Here is a 20,568-nt window from a genome sequence, read left to right on the forward strand (position 1 = left end):
CCAGAAAGGAGATTACAATGCTGAAAACAATAAAGCAGGATTTATGGAGTCATCTATTGCTTATTTTGTTAGCCTTTGTCGCACTGTACCCGTTTTTTTATATGATTATTACCTCCTTTAAAACAAATGGACAATTTTATAGTAACTTTTTTGGGATAACCTTTCCGTTACATTTTGAAAATTATGCTACTGCATGGGAAGCAATCGGTGGATACATTTTTAACTCCGTATTTATTGGGGTTGCTAGTGTAATAATCATCATTGCAACTTCAGCTTTGGCTGGATATTCATTTGCTCGGTTACGGTATAAAGGGAAAAACTTTCTGTACATGTCAGTTGTTGCCTTATTAATGATTCCAGGCTTGCTAACATTAATTCCTCTTTTCCTTTTAATAAAAAGTTTTGGATTGCTAGACTCTTATTTGGGATTGATTATCGCATTTGCTGCCGGTGGTCAAGCTTTTACAATTTTTGTATTCCGACAATCGTTCGCATCATTACCTGAGGAATTGTTTGAGGCAGCACGTATAGATGGGTGCGGTGAACTTCGTGTATTTTGGCAAATTGTCCTTCCTTTATCTAAGCCAATTATTGGTACCATGGCCATTTGGAATCTACTTGCGATCTGGAATGAATATATGATGCCACTTGTATTAATGAGCAACCCTGATAAATTTCCAATAACAGTTGGATTAATTCAATTCGAAAGTCAATTTGTATCACAAACATTATACGGGCCGATGTTTGCTGGATACACCATTGCTTCATTGCCATTACTTATTCTGTTTTTATTCACTATGAGATTATTTATGAAAGGGTTAACCTCGGGTGCAGTGAAAATTTAGCTCATTCCAATATGAATCACATTATTTACTAATCTAAAATCAGAGGCATCTTTATGTGTATAAATGATGCCTCTAATTATATGCCAATAACCATTATCTAAAAGCTAATAGGGGAAATATTCCATGTTGAAGTTTTTCATCTTTAGCTAAATTTAGAGGATCTGTAATGACATGAGGCTTATTATTATAAGTTGTTCCATCAGGCATGTAAATTATAACAAGTGCTCTTCGGGGCTTATTAGTTTTATTCGCATGAGCATGATGAAACGTTAAACCAGAATGGACCGTACAGCTACCGGCTTTCATTCTTACAATTACTGGTGTTTTGTCAGGTATACTAGAGCTTTTCGTGTACTCAAAAATATCTTCAGGATCAACAAGGTTAATTGGTTTTAATTGCCCAACCTCATGAGATTTAGGCAAAAACATCATACAGCCATTATTTTCATCTACATCATCCAATGCAATCCAAATAGAAAGTGTCTTTTTGCTTGTTTCTTTATTAAGTGGCCAATAAGGAAAATCTTGGTGCCAAGGAGTTGGTTTCGAATCACCAGGCATTTTTAATAGTGCATGGTCATGAAAAAGTCTGACCCCACTGACTCCACTTAATTGAAGGGCGATACTCGCAAGACGAGGATGTGACACATACCTTGCCATACCTGCATGATCACGCCACGTATTGACTCTTTGGTTAAGCACCTTATAGTAGGCACCACCTTTTGTATCTGTTTGAATCGATAACCCATTATTTTCATCCATCACTTCATCAAGATACGTTCTTAATTCTGAAATTTCTTCTAGATTTAAAACGTTATCAATTTGAACAAATCCATTTTCTCTGTAAAACATAACTTTTTCTTCTGTGAGTAGATTTTTACTCAGTAAATGTTTCATACTTACCTCCCATTTCAATAAATAGATTCTATAAAATTAATTTTATTGTGGAAAGTCCTATTAATCTTGGTAAATATACTTAGATTCTTGGTTAATCTTCCAGGGAGTGGGGATATTTTTGATTTATTTACAATCAGCGGAGTTTTTTGAAAGTGAAGAGTTCTTATTTTATATCGCTCCATTTACAATCAGCAGTAACGAAATAATTGAACAGCATTCTCATGAATTTTTCGAATTAGTGTACGTCATAGAAGGAAGCGGATCCCACATTTATCAAGAGAAAGTCTTTACCATCAAAGAGGGTGACATATTTATTATTGAACCAGAAAAGATTCATGGATTTGAGGTTGGAAACCATGAACAGCTAAAGGTATATAATTTATTATTTCAACCCAAATTCTTAAAACAAGAAATAGAATCACTATCACATTTGGAGTCTTTTTTATCTTTTTTCTATGTTGAACCTTTTTTAAGAGAGACTGTTCATTTCAAAGATCATTTGATTTTAACATACAAGCAACAATCAGAAATGATGATACTTCTACAAAAAATCGCGCAAGAATATAAACATAAGGAAAATGGCTATCAAATTCTGATAAAAACAAGAATGTTGGAGCTTTTTATTTTATTAAGTCGTTACTATGAAAATACTTCAACTCAAAAGATCATCATGGATTGTGAATATAAAGAAATAATAGATCAAATCTGCAAATTTATCACACTTCATTATAATCGCCCTTTAACACTTGAACAGGTGAGTAAATTATCAGGAATGAGTAAATCAAATTTCACGGCTAAATTCAAGGAAATTGTTGGTCATACTTTTATCGAATATCGGAACGAAATCCGAATAAATCAAGCAAAAAAAATGTTGGCACATACTAACGAAAAAATTATCTTCATTGCATCAGAAGTTGGTTTTGAAGATATAAGTCATTTTAATCGAACATTTAAAGAATATTCAAAAATGTCTCCATCTAAGTACCGAAATTGGTTTAGGTCTAAAACGTAAAATACATCTCTATTAAAATTGCATTGTAGAATCAAAGACAAAGTTTTAAAGGTTAGCAATAGAGGGTATTTAGAAAATTGGCCGAATCCACCATTAAGGTGGCAGAATGGGCAATGATGATTTTAAAGGTTTTAGCTATTATTTAATTATACCAACTAGGAATTGTCTGTTAAAAAATCTAATTACGAAAGCGATTACATTTAAATGAGATGGGGTATGTGAATTGATTGGAAAAAAAACTTGGATTATCCCAGATGGCTTTCTTCAACCGAAAAGCAGGGGTGAACAAGTTAGTCATGAGGCTGTTTGTGTCTTGAATCTAACGGAAAGTAACGCAGAAATACAACTGACCTTCTATTTTGAAGATCGAGAACCAATGGAAACATTCATCTCAGAATGTGGTTCAAAAAGAACTCATCATATTCGTTTAGATAAGTTGGAAGATCGTGATGGAAATAAAGTTCCAAGAAATGTGCCTTATGCAATAAAAGTTGATAGTACTGTGCCGATTATTGTACAGCATAGCCGATTAGATACATCTCAAGAGGCACTGGCGCTATTTACGACAATGGGCTATCCACTAGAAAGCTAGATACTTATATAAGAACTATTCAATAAAAAACGCTAAGAAAAATAATGAAAAATGCGAGGGATGAAAAAATGACTTTAAAAGTAGCTATAGTAGGGGTCGGTAATATTGGTAGTATTCACGCCTCTGTATATAAAGACCATCCAAACATTGAAATTGTAGCTGTATGTGACATCATAAAGATCAAAGCTGAACAAGCAGCAACTAAGTATGGTGGAAAAGCATTTTACAGTGTTAGTGAAATGCTTGCAAGTGGTATTGAACTCGACCTTGTAAGTGTTTGTACAAAAGGAGAAGAAAACGGTGGTGAGCACTTTGCACCAACTATGGAATTATTAAAAGCGGGGATCCCTGTTCTAGGCGAAAAGCCGATTTCAAATAATGTTGAAGAAGGAAGGCAAATGGTTGAACTTGCCAGACAAAATGAAATTCCCTATGCGGTCAATCTCAATCATCGCTTTACACCTGCTGCAGAGAAAGCAAAGGGTTGGGTAGAAAATGGTCGTCTTGGCAAGCTTCACATGATTAATATGAGAATGTGGATTAACAATCCAGTTGAAAGTTCACCATGGTTCCACTTAAGAGCTTTGCATCCACATTCCTTTGATGTCATTAGATATTTCTGTGGAGATGTAAAAAGAGTTGGAGCGTTTATGATGAAGGGTGAAGGACGGGAAATTTGGTCTAATACACAAATTATTCTTGAGTTTGAAAATGGTGCAATTGGAAATTTAGTGGGCAGCTATGATGCCGGGGCAAGTTATGGTCTTGAGCTTTGTGAAGTGGTCGGTTCTAAAGGTCGCTTTGTTCTTGAAGATGCATGTGAACAATTAACCTATTACCCACGAACAAGCATTGAGACAGAAAGCTACAGTTATCTTGGCGGAATGAGATCATTCCCTGAAACCTTCAAAAGCCGAATACATGCTTTTGTAGATCAACTGATTTCTGGAGTCTCATATGATCAAGTGGATGGATCTGGTGATGATGCCCTTAAGGCCCAACAAATTATCGAAGCAGCCATCAAGTCATTTGAAACAGGAACGATTGTCGATGTAAAGGATATAGAACTTATTTCAGGAGGGGTAAAATGATTAAACTTGGTGTAAACTCTGTTTTATTTAAGGATTTTGATTTTGCAACTGCGGCAAGACAAATTGCATTATGTGGATATGATGGTGTCGAAATATCAGCTATTAAGGGTATGTGTGAGCATCTAGAGTTAGACCGTTGGAAGGAACAAGCACCTGAATTAAGGGCAATAGTTGAGGAGAATGGTCTTGAATTTCTTTCAATGGAAGTAGCATCACTTGATGAAGAGAGGTTGACAAAGGCTTTTGAAGCAGGAGCAGAAATTGGAATTCCAATCATAAACGTAGGTCCTGGTGGAAAATCAGGAGATGATGGTGACCTTCAACAATCTATTGAAACCCTTTATCGTTTATCGAAAAAAGCAGAGACATATGGAGTCACACTTTGTGTAAAAGCTCATGTAGGAAATGCGATCTATAATACACCAACAACATTGCGAGCAATGAATGAGATTTCCTCGAAGGCTTTTGGGATTGATATGGATCCGAGCCATATTTATCGAGGGAATGAAAATCCAGAAGAAGAGCTAGCTAGAGTGATCGAACGAGTACAACATATTCATATCCGAGATTGCAAAGGACGGACGAAGGGTCCAGGTGACATTCAAAATCAAGCATGTGGACGTGGTGATATTGATCTTTTCGCTTATTGCAAAGCAATGGTTGATGCTAATTATTCAGGTCCAGTTTGTTTGGAGGTAATCGGAGCAAACCAACACACGTTAGCGGACGTTTCCATTGTTGCAGCTGAAAGCTATGGATATTTAAATGCTTGCTTAAAGTCATTAGGTGCAAGAGAAGCAAATTTAGCTCAGAAAGGATAGGGGATAATGGCAAAGAAAACAAATGTAATTCTTTTTGGTATTGATAGTCTTAGACGAGACCGGATGAGTGCGTATGGGTATAATCGTTTAACTACCCCACATATTGATAAATTTGCTGAAGCGGGTGTATTATTTGAAAATCATTTCAGTCCAAGTATCCCGACTACTCCTGGTTATGCTTCGATGCTTACAGGTATGGATTGCTTTGGAACAGATGTAGTAGCACTTAGACATAATGGTCCGTTAGGTGAACATGTAAAGACACTACCAGAAATCCTTTTAGAAAATGGCTATAACACAACATGTGTAGGGTTTACCGGAAACCCATCTGCACGTGGATTTCAAAAATACCTAGATTATGAAGCATGGCAGCCAGATGATTCCGGGCGTTGTCCAAAGGCTCAAAATTTAAATGATGTAACAATTCCAGAATTAAAAAGACTTGCAGAAGAAGATCAACCATTTTTCTTATTCTTAAGACATATGGATCCACATTCACCGTACTTACCGCCAAAACCTTACGAAAGAATGTTTTATGATGGAAATGAATTTGATCCTACAAATGAATCGTTAAATGAGATGAAGAAATTTAAACCGTTTGCTGATTTCCTTACCTCATGGCTTCCAGAGGGCTTGACTGACTCTAATTATGTGGATGCACAGTATGATGGTGCGATTGCATATATGGATGCATGTATTCAAAACATCTTAACAACCGTTGAATCTCTTGGTATTGAGGAAGAGACGATGATTATTATAACTTCTGATCATGGTGAAACCTTGAATGAGCATCAATGTTGGTATGATCACCATAGTCTTTATGAACATAATTTAGTTGTTCCATTAATTTTAAAATTTCCTGGTAAACTACCAGAAGGAAAAAGGTTTTCAGATATCACTTTAATAAAAGATATTATGCCGACATTATTAGATCTTATTGACATTGAAACAGATATTTCGTTTGATGGACGAAATCTAACATCCCTAATTACAGGGGAAGTAGAAGGTTTTTTACAAGAGTCAGATTTTTATATTACAGAATGCACTTGGATGCGTAAGCATGGTTGGCGTACTCCTGAATGGAAGCTAATACGTGCACTTGAGCCTGATTTTCATTTTAAACCTGAAATTGAATTGTACAATATTATTAAAGATCCTGAAGAACTAAATAATATTGCAGATCAAGAACCGCAAATCGTTAATTTATTATTAGGTAGAATGGACGCTTATATAGCGAAACGTGAGCGTGAAACTGGTCGGACAAATCCAATGTACACGAATTTAAATTGGCATGGAATGGAACGAGGGCCATTCGAAACATCACAGGAAGCATATGATTCAATGTATATTGGATCAATAAATACTGCACAGCAACTACAGGAGAAGGAAAAAGAAGAACACGTAGAGAATAAATGAAGAGAGAGCATCTTCAGCTAAATAAATGCTTCGGGGATCTGTTTTCTCCGAAGCATTTATATATTGAAAGGGTGAGTGTTTTGCTAAAAGCAGCTGTCGTAGGTGTAAATCATATCGGGAAAATCCATTGTCGCTATTATCAAGAACATAGGGATGTACAATTAGTAGCAGTTTGTGATCTTAATGAGTCATTAGTAAAAACTGTAGCTAACGAATGTAAAGTCAACGCTTATACGGATTTGAAAACGATGCTTAAAGATGAAGAGATTGATGTAATAAGTGTAGCTACTGGTGGAAAAGAAAATGGATCACATCATTATGAACCTGCTATGTTAGCAATAGAAGCTGGCATCGATGTATTAGTTGAGAAACCATTATCAAACTGCATAAAGGAAGCGAGGGAAATGGTCGAGTATGCTCGTTTACAAAATGTAAGGCTAGCATGCAATCTTAATCACCGTTTTGTACCTGCTGCTCATTTGGCGAAGGAGTGGATTGATAAAGGAGATCTTGGTACACTGCTTTTCGTAAATATGAAATTAACAATTGGTAACCCAAATGAATCAAGCCCTTGGATCCATTTAAGGGCACTTCATCCGCATTCGATTGACGTTATGCGTTATTTTGCTGGTGATATTCGCCGTGTTCAAGCGTTTATGACGAAAGCTCCTGGAAGAACTGTTTGGTCAACTGCTTCTATTAATCTAGAATTTGAATCAGGTGCTGTAGGTCACTTAACTGGTAGTTATGATATGGATAACAATCATCCGATTGAAAATTGTGAAGTGGCAGGAAATAATGGAAGATTGATTATTGATAACGTCTATGAAAATCTCACCTTTTATCCACATAAAAGTTCCGAAATGAAGGTTGTACGGAATTCAGTATTAAATGGAATGAGTGGCTTTAACGAAACATTTAAAAATAGAATTAATTCATTTATTAGTGATATTAAAAGATCAGTCGAACCAGAATATGTTGCTGGATCAGGTTTGGATGCATTATCAGCTCAGGAAGTCATAGAGGCAGCGATTCGTTCTCAGAACGAAAACGGTGCTGTCATAGAAATACCAAAGTTATTGGGCAGAAAAGTAATGTAAGCACTTACAATTAACATTTGAGTTTTATCTAATTTTAATAGTGTGTAATACCCCCACTTAAAATTCAAGCGAAGTAATGAAAAGCGGTGGGGGAATTAAATTCCGCCAAAGTAATGATGTTGGGGTATTATGAAGCATTTGGATGTAGAGTTTTAAAAGAGATTTATTTTCGACTACCTAGAGAAGTTTTACTCATATCTTTTATCTAGGGGAGGAACATAAATGACGGCTACAAAATATCAATCTTGTGACTATATGAAAACAAAAGAATTTCCATTTTGGATCCAACGCTTCCATCACGATTCTTTAAACATTCCGCCAGTTCACTCACATGAATTCATTGAATTAGTATATGTAGTAAAAGGTCATGCAAAACATTTATTTGAAGGACAATCATATACGATTAAAACGAATGACGTGTTTATTATAAATCCTGGTGAAGCCCACACCTTTCTGATTGAGAAAGAGCAGTCGTTAGAAATCATAAATTGTTTATTCCTGCCCAATTTAATTCAAGATTCATGGTTAAAAGAGCTTGGAGTATCACAGTCAATGGATTATTTTTATATACATCCTTTTTTAGATAAAAATGAACGGTTTCATCACCTTTTAAACTTGGATGGGAACTATTCGATTAGATTTTTACATTTATTAGAAGGAATGATGTACGAATACAACAAGGAGAATTCGTGCTACTCAACCTTAATACGACTACAATTAGTAGAATTGTTGATTCTATTATCGCGGATTTATAACGAAAGAAATTCGAAAAGCAATACTTCTCATAATATCGTAAATGACACTAATATACTGATTCAACGTATTTGTGGTTACTTATCAAGAAACTATGATCAAAAAATTTCCATTCAGACCCTTTGTAATCTTTTTAATATAAGCCCACGCCATTTAAATAGACTGTTCAAGCAAGAAACAGGACAGACAGTTGTGGAAATGGTTCACAATATAAGAATTGAAAAGGCCAAACAAATTCTTATCGAGTCTGACGAAAAAGTAATTAATGTTGCTATGAAGGTCGGTTATGACGATCCCGCTTTTTTTAGTAGGTTATTTCGAAGAGTTGTAGGCTGTTCTCCAGGTAAATATAAAGCAGCAATGGGGTATTCAACGATTAATAGCTAATGAGTTTGAAGAGGTTTCTGACTATAGTATTAAAATGGTAGAGCTGGAGGTTTTACTTTTGATCGTTAATGATTCACAGTTCACTCAGTATGCAGATGTTAATGAATTATTAGAAAAGATCTTATTTGATGTAAAAGGCATTTTAAAAAATACCTTTGTGGGAATGTATTTACATGGTTCACTTGCTCTTGGCGACTTTGATCCAAACAGGAGTGATATTGATTATCTAGTTGTGACATCAGAATCCCTTTCAAAAGAAAAAATATCTGAACTAGAGTCCTTACATACCCGTATATTATTGAGTGAATTGCTGTGGAAAACAAATTTTGAAGGCTCATATATAGATAAAACCGCACTACGTCGGTATGACCCAACAAATTCAATACATCCAGTCATTCGTTCAGATGGCTCATTTGGTTTAGACAGACATGGGGATGAATGGGTAATACAAAGATATATTATTAGAGAAAAAGGCATAGCGTTGGCTGGACCTAAACCGAAGATGCTGATTGACACCATTTCTTCCAATGACTTACGAATTGCGCAAAAGAATACATTAAAACATTGGTGGGCACCACAGCTTGAAGATTCACATCGATTAAATACAAGTGTTTATCAAGCCTATGCAATTCTTACGATGTGTAGGGCTTTATATACGATGCAGTATGGTATTGTTGCAACAAAAAAAGATGCGGCATGTTGGACACAGGAAATGTTTCAAGTATGGAGTGGCTTGATAGAGGAAGCTAAAGCTTGGCAATATGGTGTCAATCTTGATCGCATTAAAGAATCACAGGATTTCATCAAGTTTACTATACATAAAGCTCAGTCATGTTAAAAAGACATACTTAATACAATATAGAATTTTTGAAATAACTAGGGCCTAATTTAATCCTAGTTATTTTTTTGTGTTTTTTAGAATGCATGTAAGGAAATCTAACGAACGTTTTCTTTAATTTGTGGTAATTACCCCAATAAAATGGTTAAATTCAAAATATTTGAAAAATTAATTTGATTATAGAGGAAGATTATGTATAATATGAAGAGTAAGTGGTGTTAGTATTTCTTACATCAAAAGTTACTAATTGTAACAATCTGGATGTATGAGATTCTAATGCTGAAAATACATAAAGGGGTGTTGGAGATTGAGAATGAGAAAAGGGTTTTTAGTATCACTGATGATGGTGTTTTTCCTTGGAGCGTGTTCGTCACAGACAAATAAACCAGCTCAAGAAACAACCTCAGATTCAAGTTCCGGCACCGTAGAAGGAGATACAGTTTCTGTTGGTATTCTCCATTCATTAAGTGGCACAATGGCAATAAGTGAGGTTTCCTTACGTGACGCAGAATTGATGGCTATTGATGAGATCAATGCTGCTGGTGGAGTGCTTGGTAAGCAAATTGAACCTATTATTGAAGATGGTGCATCAGATTGGCCTACTTTTGCTGAAAAGGCTAGAAAACTTCTTCAACAGGATAAAGTAGCAACTATTTTTGGAGGGTGGACATCAGCTAGCCGTAAAGCAATGCTTCCCGTCGTTGAACAAAACAATGGTTTGCTCTGGTATCCTGTGCAGTATGAAGGGATGGAACAATCTCCAAACATCTTTTATACCGGAGCTACCACAAATCAACAAATAGTACCTGCAGTTGATTGGATGTTAGAAACCGTAGGTGAAAATATATTTTTGATTGGCTCTGATTATGTGTTTCCTCGTACAGCAAATAAAATTGTAAACGCACAGTTAGAAGCAAATGGCGGGAAGGTCGTTGCAGAGGAATACACACCTCTAGGACACACTGACTACAATACGATTATTAATAAAATCAAATCGGCTAAACCAGATGTAATCTTTAATACCTTAAATGGTGATAGTAATGTTGCGTTTTTTAAACAACTACAAGATGCAGGAATAACTGCTAAGGATATTCCAGTTGTATCTGTAAGTGTTGCAGAAGAAGAGATTAGGGGAATAGGGGCTCAGGTATTAGAAGGTCATTATGCTGCATGGAACTACTACCAAACAACTGACACACCAGAGAATAAGACTTTTGTAGAAAACTATAAAGCAAAATATGGTGAAGACCGTGTAACAGGCGACCCAATAGAAGCAGCTTATATTGCCGTTTATTTATGGGCGGAAGCTGTTGAAAAAGCAGGCTCTTTCGATGTTGAAAAAGTGAAGGAAGCAGCTGATGGTGTTGAGTTTAAGGCTCCAGAGGGAGTCGTTAAAATTGATGGTGAAACACAACATATTTATAAAACAGTTCGCATCGGTGAGGTGCAAGCTGATGGACAATTTAAAGAGGTATGGAACTCGAGTGAGCAGGTCAAACCAGATCCATATTTAAAAACATATGATTGGGCAGAAGGGTTAAGTCAACAAGCTAATTAATGGATTTATAAATATTTGTGATATAACCCCTTTTCGTTCAGCAAGAGATTACTAGAATGCTAGAACGAAAAGGGAAACAATAGTTCCTAGAAGGATTCGCATTGAAAAGGAGGAAACATCCTTGTCGATAATCGTTACGCAACTATTTAATGGAGTTAGCCTCGGTTCCATCCTCTTGTTAATTGCTTTAGGTCTTGCAATTACATTTGGGCTTATGAATATTATCAACATGGCTCACGGAGAATTTATTATGATGGGAGCTTATACTACATATGTTCTTCAACAAGTATTTATTCAATATCTTCCTAAAGCAGCCTTTGGCTATTATTTTATCCTAGCAATTCCACTATCTTTTCTTGTAGCAGCATTATTTGGGTTATTAATGGAGAAGACAGTTGTTCGATTTTTATATGAACGCCCACTTGATAGCTTACTAGCAACATGGGGCGTGAGTTTAATCTTACAACAGGTTGCACGTTCGATCTTCGGTGCACCGAATGTTGCAGTTGTTGCTCCAGAATGGTTAAACGGCGGACTTGCATTGGCAGGTATGACATTCCCTTACAAACGTCTTTTTATTGTTGCATTAGTGTTACTGTGTATTTTCTTATTATTTCTATATCTTTATAAAACTCCTTCGGGAAGACGGATGAAGGCTGTTACATTAAATCGTGATATGGCTTCTTGCTTAGGTGTCTCGACAAGAAGGGTTGATAGCACTGCATTCGCTATTGGTAGTGGCTTTGCAGGAATTGCAGGTTGTTCCTTAACATTGATCGGCTCTATCGGTCCTACATTAGGGACATCGTATATCGTTGATGCATTTATGATCGTTATATTAGGTGGTATCGGAAAATTAAAAGGAACTATTATTGCTGCACTAATGCTAGGAGTTTTAAGTACATTTGTTGAGTTATCTACAAGTGCAACATTTGCAAAGGTAATCGTTTTTGCATTTATTATCATTTTCTTACAATGGAAACCAACTGGCCTAGTAGGTGCAAAGGTGAGAGCTTTAGATTAACGGAGGTGCTGTCATTGTTTAAAAAATATAGCCAAGGAGCCTATTATGGAGTGTTTTTTCTCTTCCTGTTAATTGCCCCTTTGATGCTTTCGGATTTTCGAATTGGTTTGCTAGCTAAGTTTTTATGCTTTGCAATTATCGCTGTTGGGATCAGTCTAATATGGGGTTTTACTGGAATTATGAGTTTGGGGCATGGGGTCTTTTTTGGATTGGGTGCCTATTGTATGGCGATGTACTTAAAACTTGAGGCTTCTACTAGTGGAGTGCCAGATTTCATGGAGTGGAATGGAATTACAGAACTTCCTATTATATGGACTATGTTTAAAAATCCAATTTTCGCAATTGGTTCTGCTATTTTACTCCCATTTTTGATTGCGTGGATTATTGGTTACTTTACGTTTAAAAATCGAATTAAAGGAGTCTTCTTCTCCTTAATTTCACAAGCTGTTGTTGTCGTTACAGTCACATTATTTATTGGTAGCCAGCAAATTACAGGGGGAACTAGTGGTTTAACAAACTTTTTTACGGTATTTCATGTACCGTTAGCCGATCCGGGGACAAAAAGCTTTCTTTATTTCTTAACGGTAAGTTTATTAGCAATTGTTATGGGAATAGCTCTCATTTTAACAAAAACACGCTTTGGAAGATTGCTCATCGCGATTAGAGATGGGGAAAATCGTCTTCGATTTTTAGGCTATAACCCAGCCGTATTTAAAGTGTTTATATATGCATTATCAGCAGCCTTTGCTGGTATAGCTGGTGCACTGTTTGTATTGCAAGTTGGGATCATTACACCAGAAATGATGGGAATTATTCCTTCTATTGAAATGGTTTTATGGGTAGCGATTGGAGGAAGGCATTCAATCTTAGGTGCAGCAATTGGGGCGATCTTAACAAATAGCGCTAAAAGCTTTTTAAGCGAAACCTATCCTGAATTCTGGACGATCTTCTTGGGCGGATTATTTCTCTTAGTCGTTTTATATTTACCAAATGGTTTAGTTGGTTTTGTTGAGAAGTTTAAGGTTCGCTTCTTCAAAAAAGAGAAAAAGGAGGAGGAAAAGGGTGCAACCGATTCTCTCGTGTCGTAATGTGATGGTTGATTTTTCTGGTTTTAAGGCACTCCAAGGCGTTGATTTACAAGTTGAAAGTGGAGAGATTTTATTTTTAATTGGACCTAATGGTGCAGGGAAAACAACACTCCTTGACGTCATATGTGGAAAAACAAGATCCACCGATGGTGAAGTGATTTTTGATGGAAACATTTCACTAACAAAACTTCCTGAACAGAAAATTGTTCACGAAGGAATTGTGCGTAAATTTCAAGCTCCGAGTATTTTTTTACAATTAACACCTTTTGAAAATCTAGAAATTGCCATGAAGCAAAAAAAGAAATTGTTTTCAATCATATTTGCGAAAATGTCAGTTTCTCAAAAAGCGAAAATTGATGAGTTATTAAATAAAATTGGTTTATATGAAGTTCGTGATGAACTCGCACAATCGTTGTCACACGGTCAAAAACAATGGCTTGAAATTGGGATGCAGCTGATTCAAGAACCAAAACTCTTGCTTTTAGATGAACCTATAGCGGGAATGTCAGGTGAAGAACGTAATAAAACAGGTGAATTGATCGAAGAAATTGCAAAAACATGCTCGATACTGATTGTGGAACATGATATGGATTTTGTCAGGAAGTTTTCGACAAAGGTTGTGGTGATGCATGAGGGGAAGGTGCTCTGTGAAGGAGCTATGCAGGATATTCAAGAAAACGAAGAAGTGAAGAACGTTTATTTAGGAAGGAGTGGATAATATGCTTCTAGTATCAAATCTCCAAGCTGGATACGATGAAACCATGATTTTGCAAAATGTACATCTTGAACTACCTAAAGGAAAAATCGTTGGTCTTTTAGGACGAAATGGTGTTGGGAAAACAACACTTGTTAAAGCGCTAATGGGGCTTTTACCTGTTTCTAATGGTACCATTCGATTTGAAGAAAACGAATGGAAGAAGGAAAGGCCAGAGGCTAGGGCAAGGGCAGGAATGGCCTATGTTCCTCAGGGAAGGGAGATTTTTTCAGATCTTTCGATAAGAGAAAACCTTTTACTAGGAATGGAAGCTCTTCCTAAATCACTGCGTTCAACGTCCATTCCTCAGGAGATTTTTCAATGGTTTCCTGTTTTAGAGGAAATGATTGACCGCAAAGGTGGGGATTTGAGTGGTGGTCAACAGCAGCAACTTGCGATTGCACGAGCGATAATCTCTAATCCGAAGGTTTTATTACTTGATGAACCGATGGAGGGCATTCAACCTTCAATCGTACAGCTTATCCAGGATGTTTTAGTGAAAATATCCAGTGAGAAAGATATGTCGATTTTATTGGTTGAACATAATCTGGATGCAGTGATAGCTTGTGCAGATCAGTTTTATATTCTTGATAAAGGTCAAATGGTGATGAATGGTAACTGTAATGACATTAATGAGGATGATCTTCAAAGGCATTTAGCAGTATAAGGAGGAGATTGGATGAAGCTGACAGCACGTGAGCAAGATAAACTCATGATTGTCGTAGCGGCAGACTTAGCAAGAAGAAGGAAGCAACGAGGACTTAAGTTAAATTATCCAGAAGCAATTGCAATTATTACCTATGAGGTAATGGAAGGAGCGAGAGATGGTAAATCTGTTTCTGAGCTGATGCAATTTGGGAGAAGGATTTTATCACGAGAGGATGTCATGGAAGGAATACCTGAAATGATACATGATATCCAAGTTGAGGCGACCTTCCCAGATGGCACGAAGCTTGTGACGGTCCACGAACCCATTCAATAATGGAAAGAATGAATGAGAAGAGGGTAAAGTATGATACCAGGAGAATACAAGCTTAATAAAGAACCTATTTTATGTAATGTAGGGAAGCACCCAACCAAGATAGAGGTCATAAATAATGGTGATCGACCAGTTCAAATTGGTTCACATTTCCACTTTTATGAGATTAATAGCTTGCTAGCATTTGAAAGAACTAAAGCCTATGGGAAAAGATTGAATATTCCAGCTGGTACAGCCGTACGTTTTGAACCAGGTGATAGTAAGGTGGTTGAGCTTATACCGTTTTCTGGTGAAAGGAAGGTATTTGGTCTAAACAACCTAACAAATGCTGCACTAGATAAAGGAGTGTAACAATGAGTTTTCAAATGTCTCGACATCAATATGCAGATATGTTTGGTCCAACTGTTGGCGATCAGGTAAGACTTGGGGACACTGGGCTATTTATTGAAGTCGAAAAGGATTATACAACATATGGTGATGAAGTAAAATTCGGTGGAGGTAAGGTTATTCGTGACGGCATGGGGCAGCATCCATTAGCGACGAGAAGTGAGACTGTCGATCTTGTTGTGACAAATGCGTTAATTGTTGATTATACAGGTATATATAAAGCGGATATCGGTGTAAAGGACGGTGTCATTGCTGCGATTGGTAAGGCTGGAAATCCATTATTAATGGATCAAGTTGATATAGTAATTGGGGCATCAACTGAAGTTATTGCTGGAGAAGGTATGATTGTTACAGCGGGTGGTATTGATGCACATATCCATTTTATTTGTCCTCAGCAAATTCAAACAGCGATTGAATCTGGTATCACAACAATGATAGGTGGCGGAACAGGTCCAGCTACAGGGACGAATGCAACTACCTGTACACCTGGCGAGTGGAATATCCATAACATGTTAAAAGCAGCTGAGGAATTTCCTATGAATATTGGATTTTTAGGGAAAGGGAATGCCTCTAGTGAAGAGGTACTCATTGAGCAAATTGAGGCAGGAGCAATTGGGCTGAAGCTACATGAGGATTGGGGTACGACAGCATCCAATATAGATAAGGCATTAACGGTGGCCGACAAGTATGATGTTCAGGTTGCTATACATACAGATACTCTAAATGAAGGTGGCTTTGTTGAGGATACACTTCGGGCGATTGATGGGCGTGTGATACATACCTATCATACTGAAGGAGCTGGTGGTGGTCATGCACCAGATATAATAAAGGCTGCTTCTTATCCAAATATCCTTCCATCGTCAACGAACCCGACGAGACCATTTACAATTAATACGATTGCAGAGCATTTAGATATGTTAATGGTATGTCACCATTTAGATCCATCTGTTCCAGAGGATTTAGCATTTGCTGATTCAAGAATCCGTAAAGAAACAATTGCTGCTGAAGACATCCTTCATGACCTTGGCGTGTTTAGTATTATCAGCTCCGATTCACAAGCAATGGGAAGAGTAGGCGAGGTCATTTCACGGACATGGCAAACAGCGGATAAAATGAAGCGTCAGCGTGGAGAGCTGATTGCGGGTGAAGAAAATGATAATGAAAGAGTAAAAAGATATATCGCCAAGTACACAATAAACCCAGCGATTACCCATGGCATTTCTGATTATGTAGGTTCCATTGAGGTTGGTAAAGTTGCTGATTTTGTTCTCTGGGATCCAGGATTTTTTGGTGCTAAACCTGAATTAATCGTCAAAGGCGGCATGATTGCCTGGAGTGTAATGGGAGATCCAAATGCTTCCATTCCGACACCACAGCCAGCGATTTATCGTCCAATGTTTGCAAGCTTTGGAAAAGCAAAATACTCCACTTCTCTAACATTTGTATCAAAAGTTGCATTTGAACAAGGTATCCAAGAAAAGCTAGGTCTACAGAAAAAGATTTGTGTTGTAAAAAACATTCGCAAATTAACGAAAAAGGATATGGTCTTTAATGGTGAAACACCAGAAATCGAGGTTGATCCACAGACATATGAAGTAAAGGTGAACGGTGAATTAATCACATGTGAACCAGATGAAAAGGTTTCATTAGCACAACGATACTTTTTATTTTGAGGTGAAGGAAATGATTATTGAAAAAATTATTGGAAATGTAAAACATTCAGAAAAAACTCCTGCTCATATTGAGCGCGTTTTTTTAAGAAGTGATGATTTAGTGAAGAAGATTCAACGAGTTAAAACAGATCATGGAAAAGAGCTAGGTATCCGCCTTACAGATAATAAAGAACTAAAGGATGGTGATATTCTCTTTCAAGATGAAAAAAATTCAATTGTGATTAGTGTTATTGAAGATGATGTCATTGTGATTCAGCCTACAAGTTTATTGCAAATGGGAGAAATTGCCCATCAATTAGGAAATCGTCATTTACCTGCACAATTTGAAAACAACGAAATGATTGTTCAGTATGATTACTTAGTTGAAAAATTACTTCATGAACTAGCTGTTCCATTTACAAGAGAAAAAAGAAAAATGAATGAGGCGTTCAAACATATCGGCCATTCTCATGACTAATCAATTGTTCCATTTGCTCCAAATATGTGATTCAAATTTTCCTTCAGGTGCGTTTTCTCATTCCTTTGGACTTGAGACGTACATCCAGGAAGAAAGAGTGATCAATAAAGAAACCTTTTTAGTTGCTATTAAGCAATACTTGCATACGCAGTGTAAATATACGGATGGCTTAGCTTGTCGGATAGCGTTTAAAGCAATAGAGGAAAATAAACTTGATGCATGCTGGCAGCTTGATCAAGAATTATATGCTCTGACAAATGCAAAAGAAACTCGTGAAGGTACAAAGAGAATCGGACGTCAGTTAGTTAAAGTAATGAATGAATTATATCCCAATCGTCTGCTTAAAGAGTATGAATCTAGAATTAAAGCAAAAAAAAGCCATGGCCATAGCTCAATCGTTTTTGCGATTATTTGTCATGAATTAACCATTGATCTGCCAACAACTCTTTCAAGTTACCTATTCTCTACTACCTCTTCACTCATTCAAAATGGGGTGAGAGGGATACCTTTAGGTCAAACTGATGGTCAAAAACTTTTAATCGAAATTCAACCGTTATTAGCAAATCTAGTTAAAGAGATATTAAACCTTTCAGAGGATGAATTTGGCGCAGGAGCACCAGGATTAGAAATTGCCCAAATGATACATGAACAGCTATCAGTACGATTATTTATGTCGTAAACGTACTTAGTAATCTATTAAATAAGAAAGGATGATTTAAATGGGAGAGCCTATACGTATTGGAGTTGGAGGTCCTGTTGGAGCAGGGAAAACACTCTTAGTTGATAAACTAACCCGTGAATTAATGAAGGAATTCGAGCTTGCGGTCATTACAAATGATATTTATACGAAAGAGGATGCCCAATTTTTAATAAAAAGCGGAGCACTTCCAGAGGATCGAATTATTGGTGTTGAAACAGGAGGGTGTCCACATACTGCAATACGTGAGGATGCATCAATGAATTTCGCTGCAATTGAAGAATTAAATGACCGACATGCTAACCTTGATTTAATCTTTGTTGAAAGTGGTGGGGATAATCTAGCAGCAACGTTTAGTCCAGAGCTAGTCGATTTTTCAATTTATATTATCGATGTTGCCCAAGGTGAAAAAATACCGAGAAAGGGCGGACAGGGTATGATTAAATCTGATTTATTTATCATTAATAAAATCGATTTAGCTCCATATGTAGGTGCAAACCTTGAAGTAATGAGAAGGGATACTCTTGTTTCACGTGGAGACAGACCTTATATCTTTACAAACCTTAAGGATGGGACAGGAGTTTCTGATGTTGTTGATTGGATTAAACGTGAAGCGTTTTTGGTTGGACTTGAAGCATGACTTACACAGGCTACCTTGAACTAGAGGTAGGAAAAAAACAGGATCGATCTGTCATTACAAACAGTTTTTTCGATGGAGTCTTAAAAATAACTCGACCTACCTATCTAACTGGAGGTCTTCCATTGCTTACCCTTATTCATGTTGGGGGTGGCTATGTTGATGGGGACACATATAAAACAGAGGTTATTATGCATGAATCCTCACGCCTAGCACTTACTACACAGGCATCAACAAAGGTATATAAATCACCTCGTTTTGGTGTAAACCAAGCGATGGAGTATGTTTTGAAACCCAATAGTGAACTGTATATAAAGCAAGATTCTTTAATTCCTTATAAAGACGCAAATTTCACTCAGAATACAAATGTGTACATGAGTTCATCTGCGGTATTTTATTATACAGATATCATCACACCAGGCTGGTCTGAGGATGGAAAACATTTTCAATATAAAAAGGTTGCTTCTAAAATGAAAATTTATGTTGATGATCAATTAGCCGTTTTTGATCATCAACTATTACAGCCGTGTGAACAGCTTGAACAAATGATGTATTTAGAAGGCTATACACATATTGGTACAATGTTTTTTCTCCATCCAGAATTAAATGAGCGCATTATTGAGGAATTAAGAGAAGAATTAATATGTGATGAAAAGTTTCGTTTTGGTATTAGTATACTTAGCGTAAAAGGTATTTCTGTCCGAATATTAGCCACTAGTACACCGATCATTGAATCCTTTTTTACTAAATGTGAAAGCTTAATAAGAGGATTCTTAACTAACGTGGAAATCATTGAGTGGAGAAAAGGATAAAAGTAATAATTATCATTAATTTATTGTGATTCGTAGATAAAAAGAAAATCATTGAACGGAGAGAAATTCATGGATCTAAATCTAGTAACGATATTAGGCATAGGCTTTGTTTTAGGCATCAAGCATTCAATTGAACCCGACCATGTGATTGCTGTTTCAACGATGGCAAGTAAAACAAAAAAACTGTGGAGTACGTCCCTAACAGGCATTTTTTGGGGGATCGGTCATACTGCCACATTATTTATTGTGGGACTACTACTAATTGGGTTTAAAGTTGCCCTATCAGAAAAGTGGGCATTAACATTAGAGATGCTTGTTGGTTTCATGTTAGTTTACTTAGGAATAAAAGCAATTTTATCTAGAACGACACCAATTCATGAACACCGTTCTGAAAAGCAAACATATTTCAAATCAGCGGTTATTGGATTTATCCATGGATTAGCAGGAAGCTCAGCAATGGTGCTGCTAACTATGAATACCATTGATACATTATGGCAAGGTGCAGTATATATTATCATCTTCGGTATTGGCACATGTATTGGTATGATGCTATTTACTAGTTTATTGGGAATCCCATTTAATGCAGCAAAAGATCGATTATTGATCCATAAAAACCTAGTCCAACTAACTGGTGGTATTAGTACTGTATTTGGTATTTTTTATATATACAATCTAGGAGTTACTGAGGGTCTATTTGCATTATGGTTTTAACAAGTAACAAATTTTGTTAGGAAAAGTATAGGATGATTC

23 protein-coding genes are annotated in these 20,568 nt (G+C 36.6%); 22 read left to right on the forward strand and 1 reads right to left on the reverse strand.

The annotated features are described in order from the left end of the window. The first annotated feature begins 17 nt into the window (after positions 1–17). A complete protein-coding gene (locus WCV66_RS15595; RefSeq protein WP_066339459.1) occupies positions 18–845 on the forward strand; it encodes a carbohydrate ABC transporter permease in 828 nt (275 codons plus the stop codon). A gap of 93 nt (positions 846–938) precedes the next feature. Here WCV66_RS15595 and WCV66_RS15600 read toward each other — a convergent pair whose 3' ends face one another. Then, positions 939–1,742, reverse strand: a complete 804-nt coding sequence (locus WCV66_RS15600) for a phytanoyl-CoA dioxygenase family protein (RefSeq protein ID WP_083964793.1) — start codon at positions 1,740–1,742, stop codon at positions 939–941. Between the two features lie 118 nt (positions 1,743–1,860). On the opposite strand from WCV66_RS15600, the gene WCV66_RS15605 reads away from it, so the two are divergent. The 21 genes from WCV66_RS15605 to WCV66_RS15705 all read left to right on the forward strand — a co-directional run bounded on the left by WCV66_RS15605 (position 1,861) and on the right by WCV66_RS15705 (position 20,529). Further along, positions 1,861–2,754 carry an AraC family transcriptional regulator gene (locus WCV66_RS15605; protein WP_338785996.1) on the forward strand — a complete coding sequence of 298 codons (894 nt, stop codon included), beginning with the start codon at positions 1,861–1,863 and terminating at the stop codon, positions 2,752–2,754. Positions 2,755–2,977: 223 nt separating this feature from the next. Beyond that, positions 2,978–3,346 carry a sensory rhodopsin transducer gene (locus WCV66_RS15610; protein WP_338785997.1) on the forward strand — a complete coding sequence of 123 codons (369 nt, stop codon included), beginning with the start codon at positions 2,978–2,980 and terminating at the stop codon, positions 3,344–3,346. Between the two features lie 68 nt (positions 3,347–3,414). Further along, positions 3,415–4,437, forward strand: a complete 1,023-nt coding sequence (locus WCV66_RS15615) for a Gfo/Idh/MocA family oxidoreductase (RefSeq protein ID WP_338785998.1) — start codon at positions 3,415–3,417, stop codon at positions 4,435–4,437. Continuing rightward, positions 4,434–5,258, forward strand: coding sequence for a sugar phosphate isomerase/epimerase family protein (locus WCV66_RS15620; protein WP_066339447.1), 825 nt, complete (start codon positions 4,434–4,436; stop codon positions 5,256–5,258). The genes WCV66_RS15615 and WCV66_RS15620 overlap by 4 nt, the downstream gene beginning before the upstream one ends. Positions 5,259–5,264: 6 nt before the next feature. Then, on the forward strand, positions 5,265–6,674 hold the full coding sequence (locus WCV66_RS15625; RefSeq protein WP_066339444.1) for a sulfatase: 1,410 nt from the start codon (positions 5,265–5,267) through the stop codon (positions 6,672–6,674). Between the two features lie 80 nt (positions 6,675–6,754). Then, positions 6,755–7,774 (forward strand): Gfo/Idh/MocA family oxidoreductase, encoded by a 1,020-nt coding sequence (locus WCV66_RS15630; protein WP_338785999.1) that lies wholly within the window; start codon positions 6,755–6,757, stop codon positions 7,772–7,774. A 222-nt stretch (positions 7,775–7,996) separates the two neighbouring features. After that, a complete protein-coding gene (locus WCV66_RS15635; RefSeq protein WP_338786000.1) occupies positions 7,997–8,914 on the forward strand; it encodes an AraC family transcriptional regulator in 918 nt (305 codons plus the stop codon). A 58-nt stretch (positions 8,915–8,972) separates the two neighbouring features. Beyond that, on the forward strand, positions 8,973–9,752 hold the full coding sequence (locus tag WCV66_RS15640) for an aminoglycoside adenylyltransferase domain-containing protein (RefSeq protein ID WP_338786001.1): 780 nt from the start codon (positions 8,973–8,975) through the stop codon (positions 9,750–9,752). Positions 9,753–10,065: 313 nt separating this feature from the next. Continuing rightward, positions 10,066–11,310, forward strand: coding sequence for an urea ABC transporter substrate-binding protein (gene urtA, locus WCV66_RS15645; RefSeq protein ID WP_413789589.1), 1,245 nt, complete (start codon positions 10,066–10,068; stop codon positions 11,308–11,310). A gap of 121 nt (positions 11,311–11,431) precedes the next feature. Beyond that, on the forward strand, positions 11,432–12,334 hold the full coding sequence (gene urtB, locus WCV66_RS15650; RefSeq protein ID WP_338786002.1) for an urea ABC transporter permease subunit UrtB: 903 nt from the start codon (positions 11,432–11,434) through the stop codon (positions 12,332–12,334). An 83-nt stretch (positions 12,335–12,417) separates the two neighbouring features. After that, positions 12,418–13,422, forward strand: a complete 1,005-nt coding sequence (gene urtC, locus WCV66_RS15655) for an urea ABC transporter permease subunit UrtC (protein ID WP_338789463.1) — start codon at positions 12,418–12,420, stop codon at positions 13,420–13,422. Continuing rightward, on the forward strand, positions 13,397–14,140 hold the full coding sequence (gene urtD, locus WCV66_RS15660) for an urea ABC transporter ATP-binding protein UrtD (protein ID WP_338786003.1): 744 nt from the start codon (positions 13,397–13,399) through the stop codon (positions 14,138–14,140). The genes urtC and urtD overlap by 26 nt, the downstream gene beginning before the upstream one ends. A 1-nt stretch (position 14,141) precedes the next feature. Then, the gene (urtE, locus tag WCV66_RS15665; protein WP_338786004.1) at positions 14,142–14,843 is read left to right on the forward strand and encodes an urea ABC transporter ATP-binding subunit UrtE; all 702 of its coding nucleotides are present in this window, start codon (positions 14,142–14,144) and stop codon (positions 14,841–14,843) included. A gap of 12 nt (positions 14,844–14,855) precedes the next feature. Continuing rightward, the gene (locus WCV66_RS15670) at positions 14,856–15,158 is read left to right on the forward strand and encodes an urease subunit gamma (RefSeq protein ID WP_338786005.1); all 303 of its coding nucleotides are present in this window, start codon (positions 14,856–14,858) and stop codon (positions 15,156–15,158) included. 30 nt (positions 15,159–15,188) lie between these two features. Next, a complete protein-coding gene (locus tag WCV66_RS15675) occupies positions 15,189–15,506 on the forward strand; it encodes an urease subunit beta (RefSeq protein ID WP_338786006.1) in 318 nt (105 codons plus the stop codon). A gap of 2 nt (positions 15,507–15,508) precedes the next feature. Next, positions 15,509–17,215: an urease subunit alpha gene (gene ureC, locus WCV66_RS15680; protein ID WP_338786008.1), complete on the forward strand. Its 1,707-nt coding sequence runs from the start codon at positions 15,509–15,511 to the stop codon at positions 17,213–17,215. A gap of 10 nt (positions 17,216–17,225) precedes the next feature. Further along, a complete protein-coding gene (gene ureE / locus WCV66_RS15685) occupies positions 17,226–17,672 on the forward strand; it encodes an urease accessory protein UreE (protein WP_338786009.1) in 447 nt (148 codons plus the stop codon). Next, complete coding sequence (locus tag WCV66_RS15690; RefSeq protein WP_338789464.1) at positions 17,665–18,351, forward strand: urease accessory protein UreF; 687 nt, start codon at positions 17,665–17,667, stop codon at positions 18,349–18,351. Before ureE ends, WCV66_RS15690 begins: the two co-directional genes overlap by 8 nt. A 40-nt stretch (positions 18,352–18,391) precedes the next feature. After that, positions 18,392–19,009 (forward strand): urease accessory protein UreG, encoded by a 618-nt coding sequence (gene ureG, locus WCV66_RS15695; RefSeq protein WP_338786010.1) that lies wholly within the window; start codon positions 18,392–18,394, stop codon positions 19,007–19,009. Beyond that, entirely contained in the window at positions 19,006–19,818 is an 813-nt protein-coding gene (locus WCV66_RS15700) for an urease accessory protein UreD (RefSeq protein WP_338786012.1), read from the forward strand. The genes ureG and WCV66_RS15700 overlap by 4 nt, the downstream gene beginning before the upstream one ends. Before the next feature lie 69 nt (positions 19,819–19,887). Then, positions 19,888–20,529, forward strand: coding sequence for an urease accessory protein UreH (locus WCV66_RS15705; protein ID WP_338786013.1), 642 nt, complete (start codon positions 19,888–19,890; stop codon positions 20,527–20,529). The last annotated feature ends 39 nt before the right edge of the window (positions 20,530–20,568 follow it).

The organism is Metabacillus rhizosphaerae (assembly GCF_037201795.1).
GTDB lineage: Bacteria > Bacillota > Bacilli > Bacillales > Bacillaceae > Metabacillus > Metabacillus rhizosphaerae.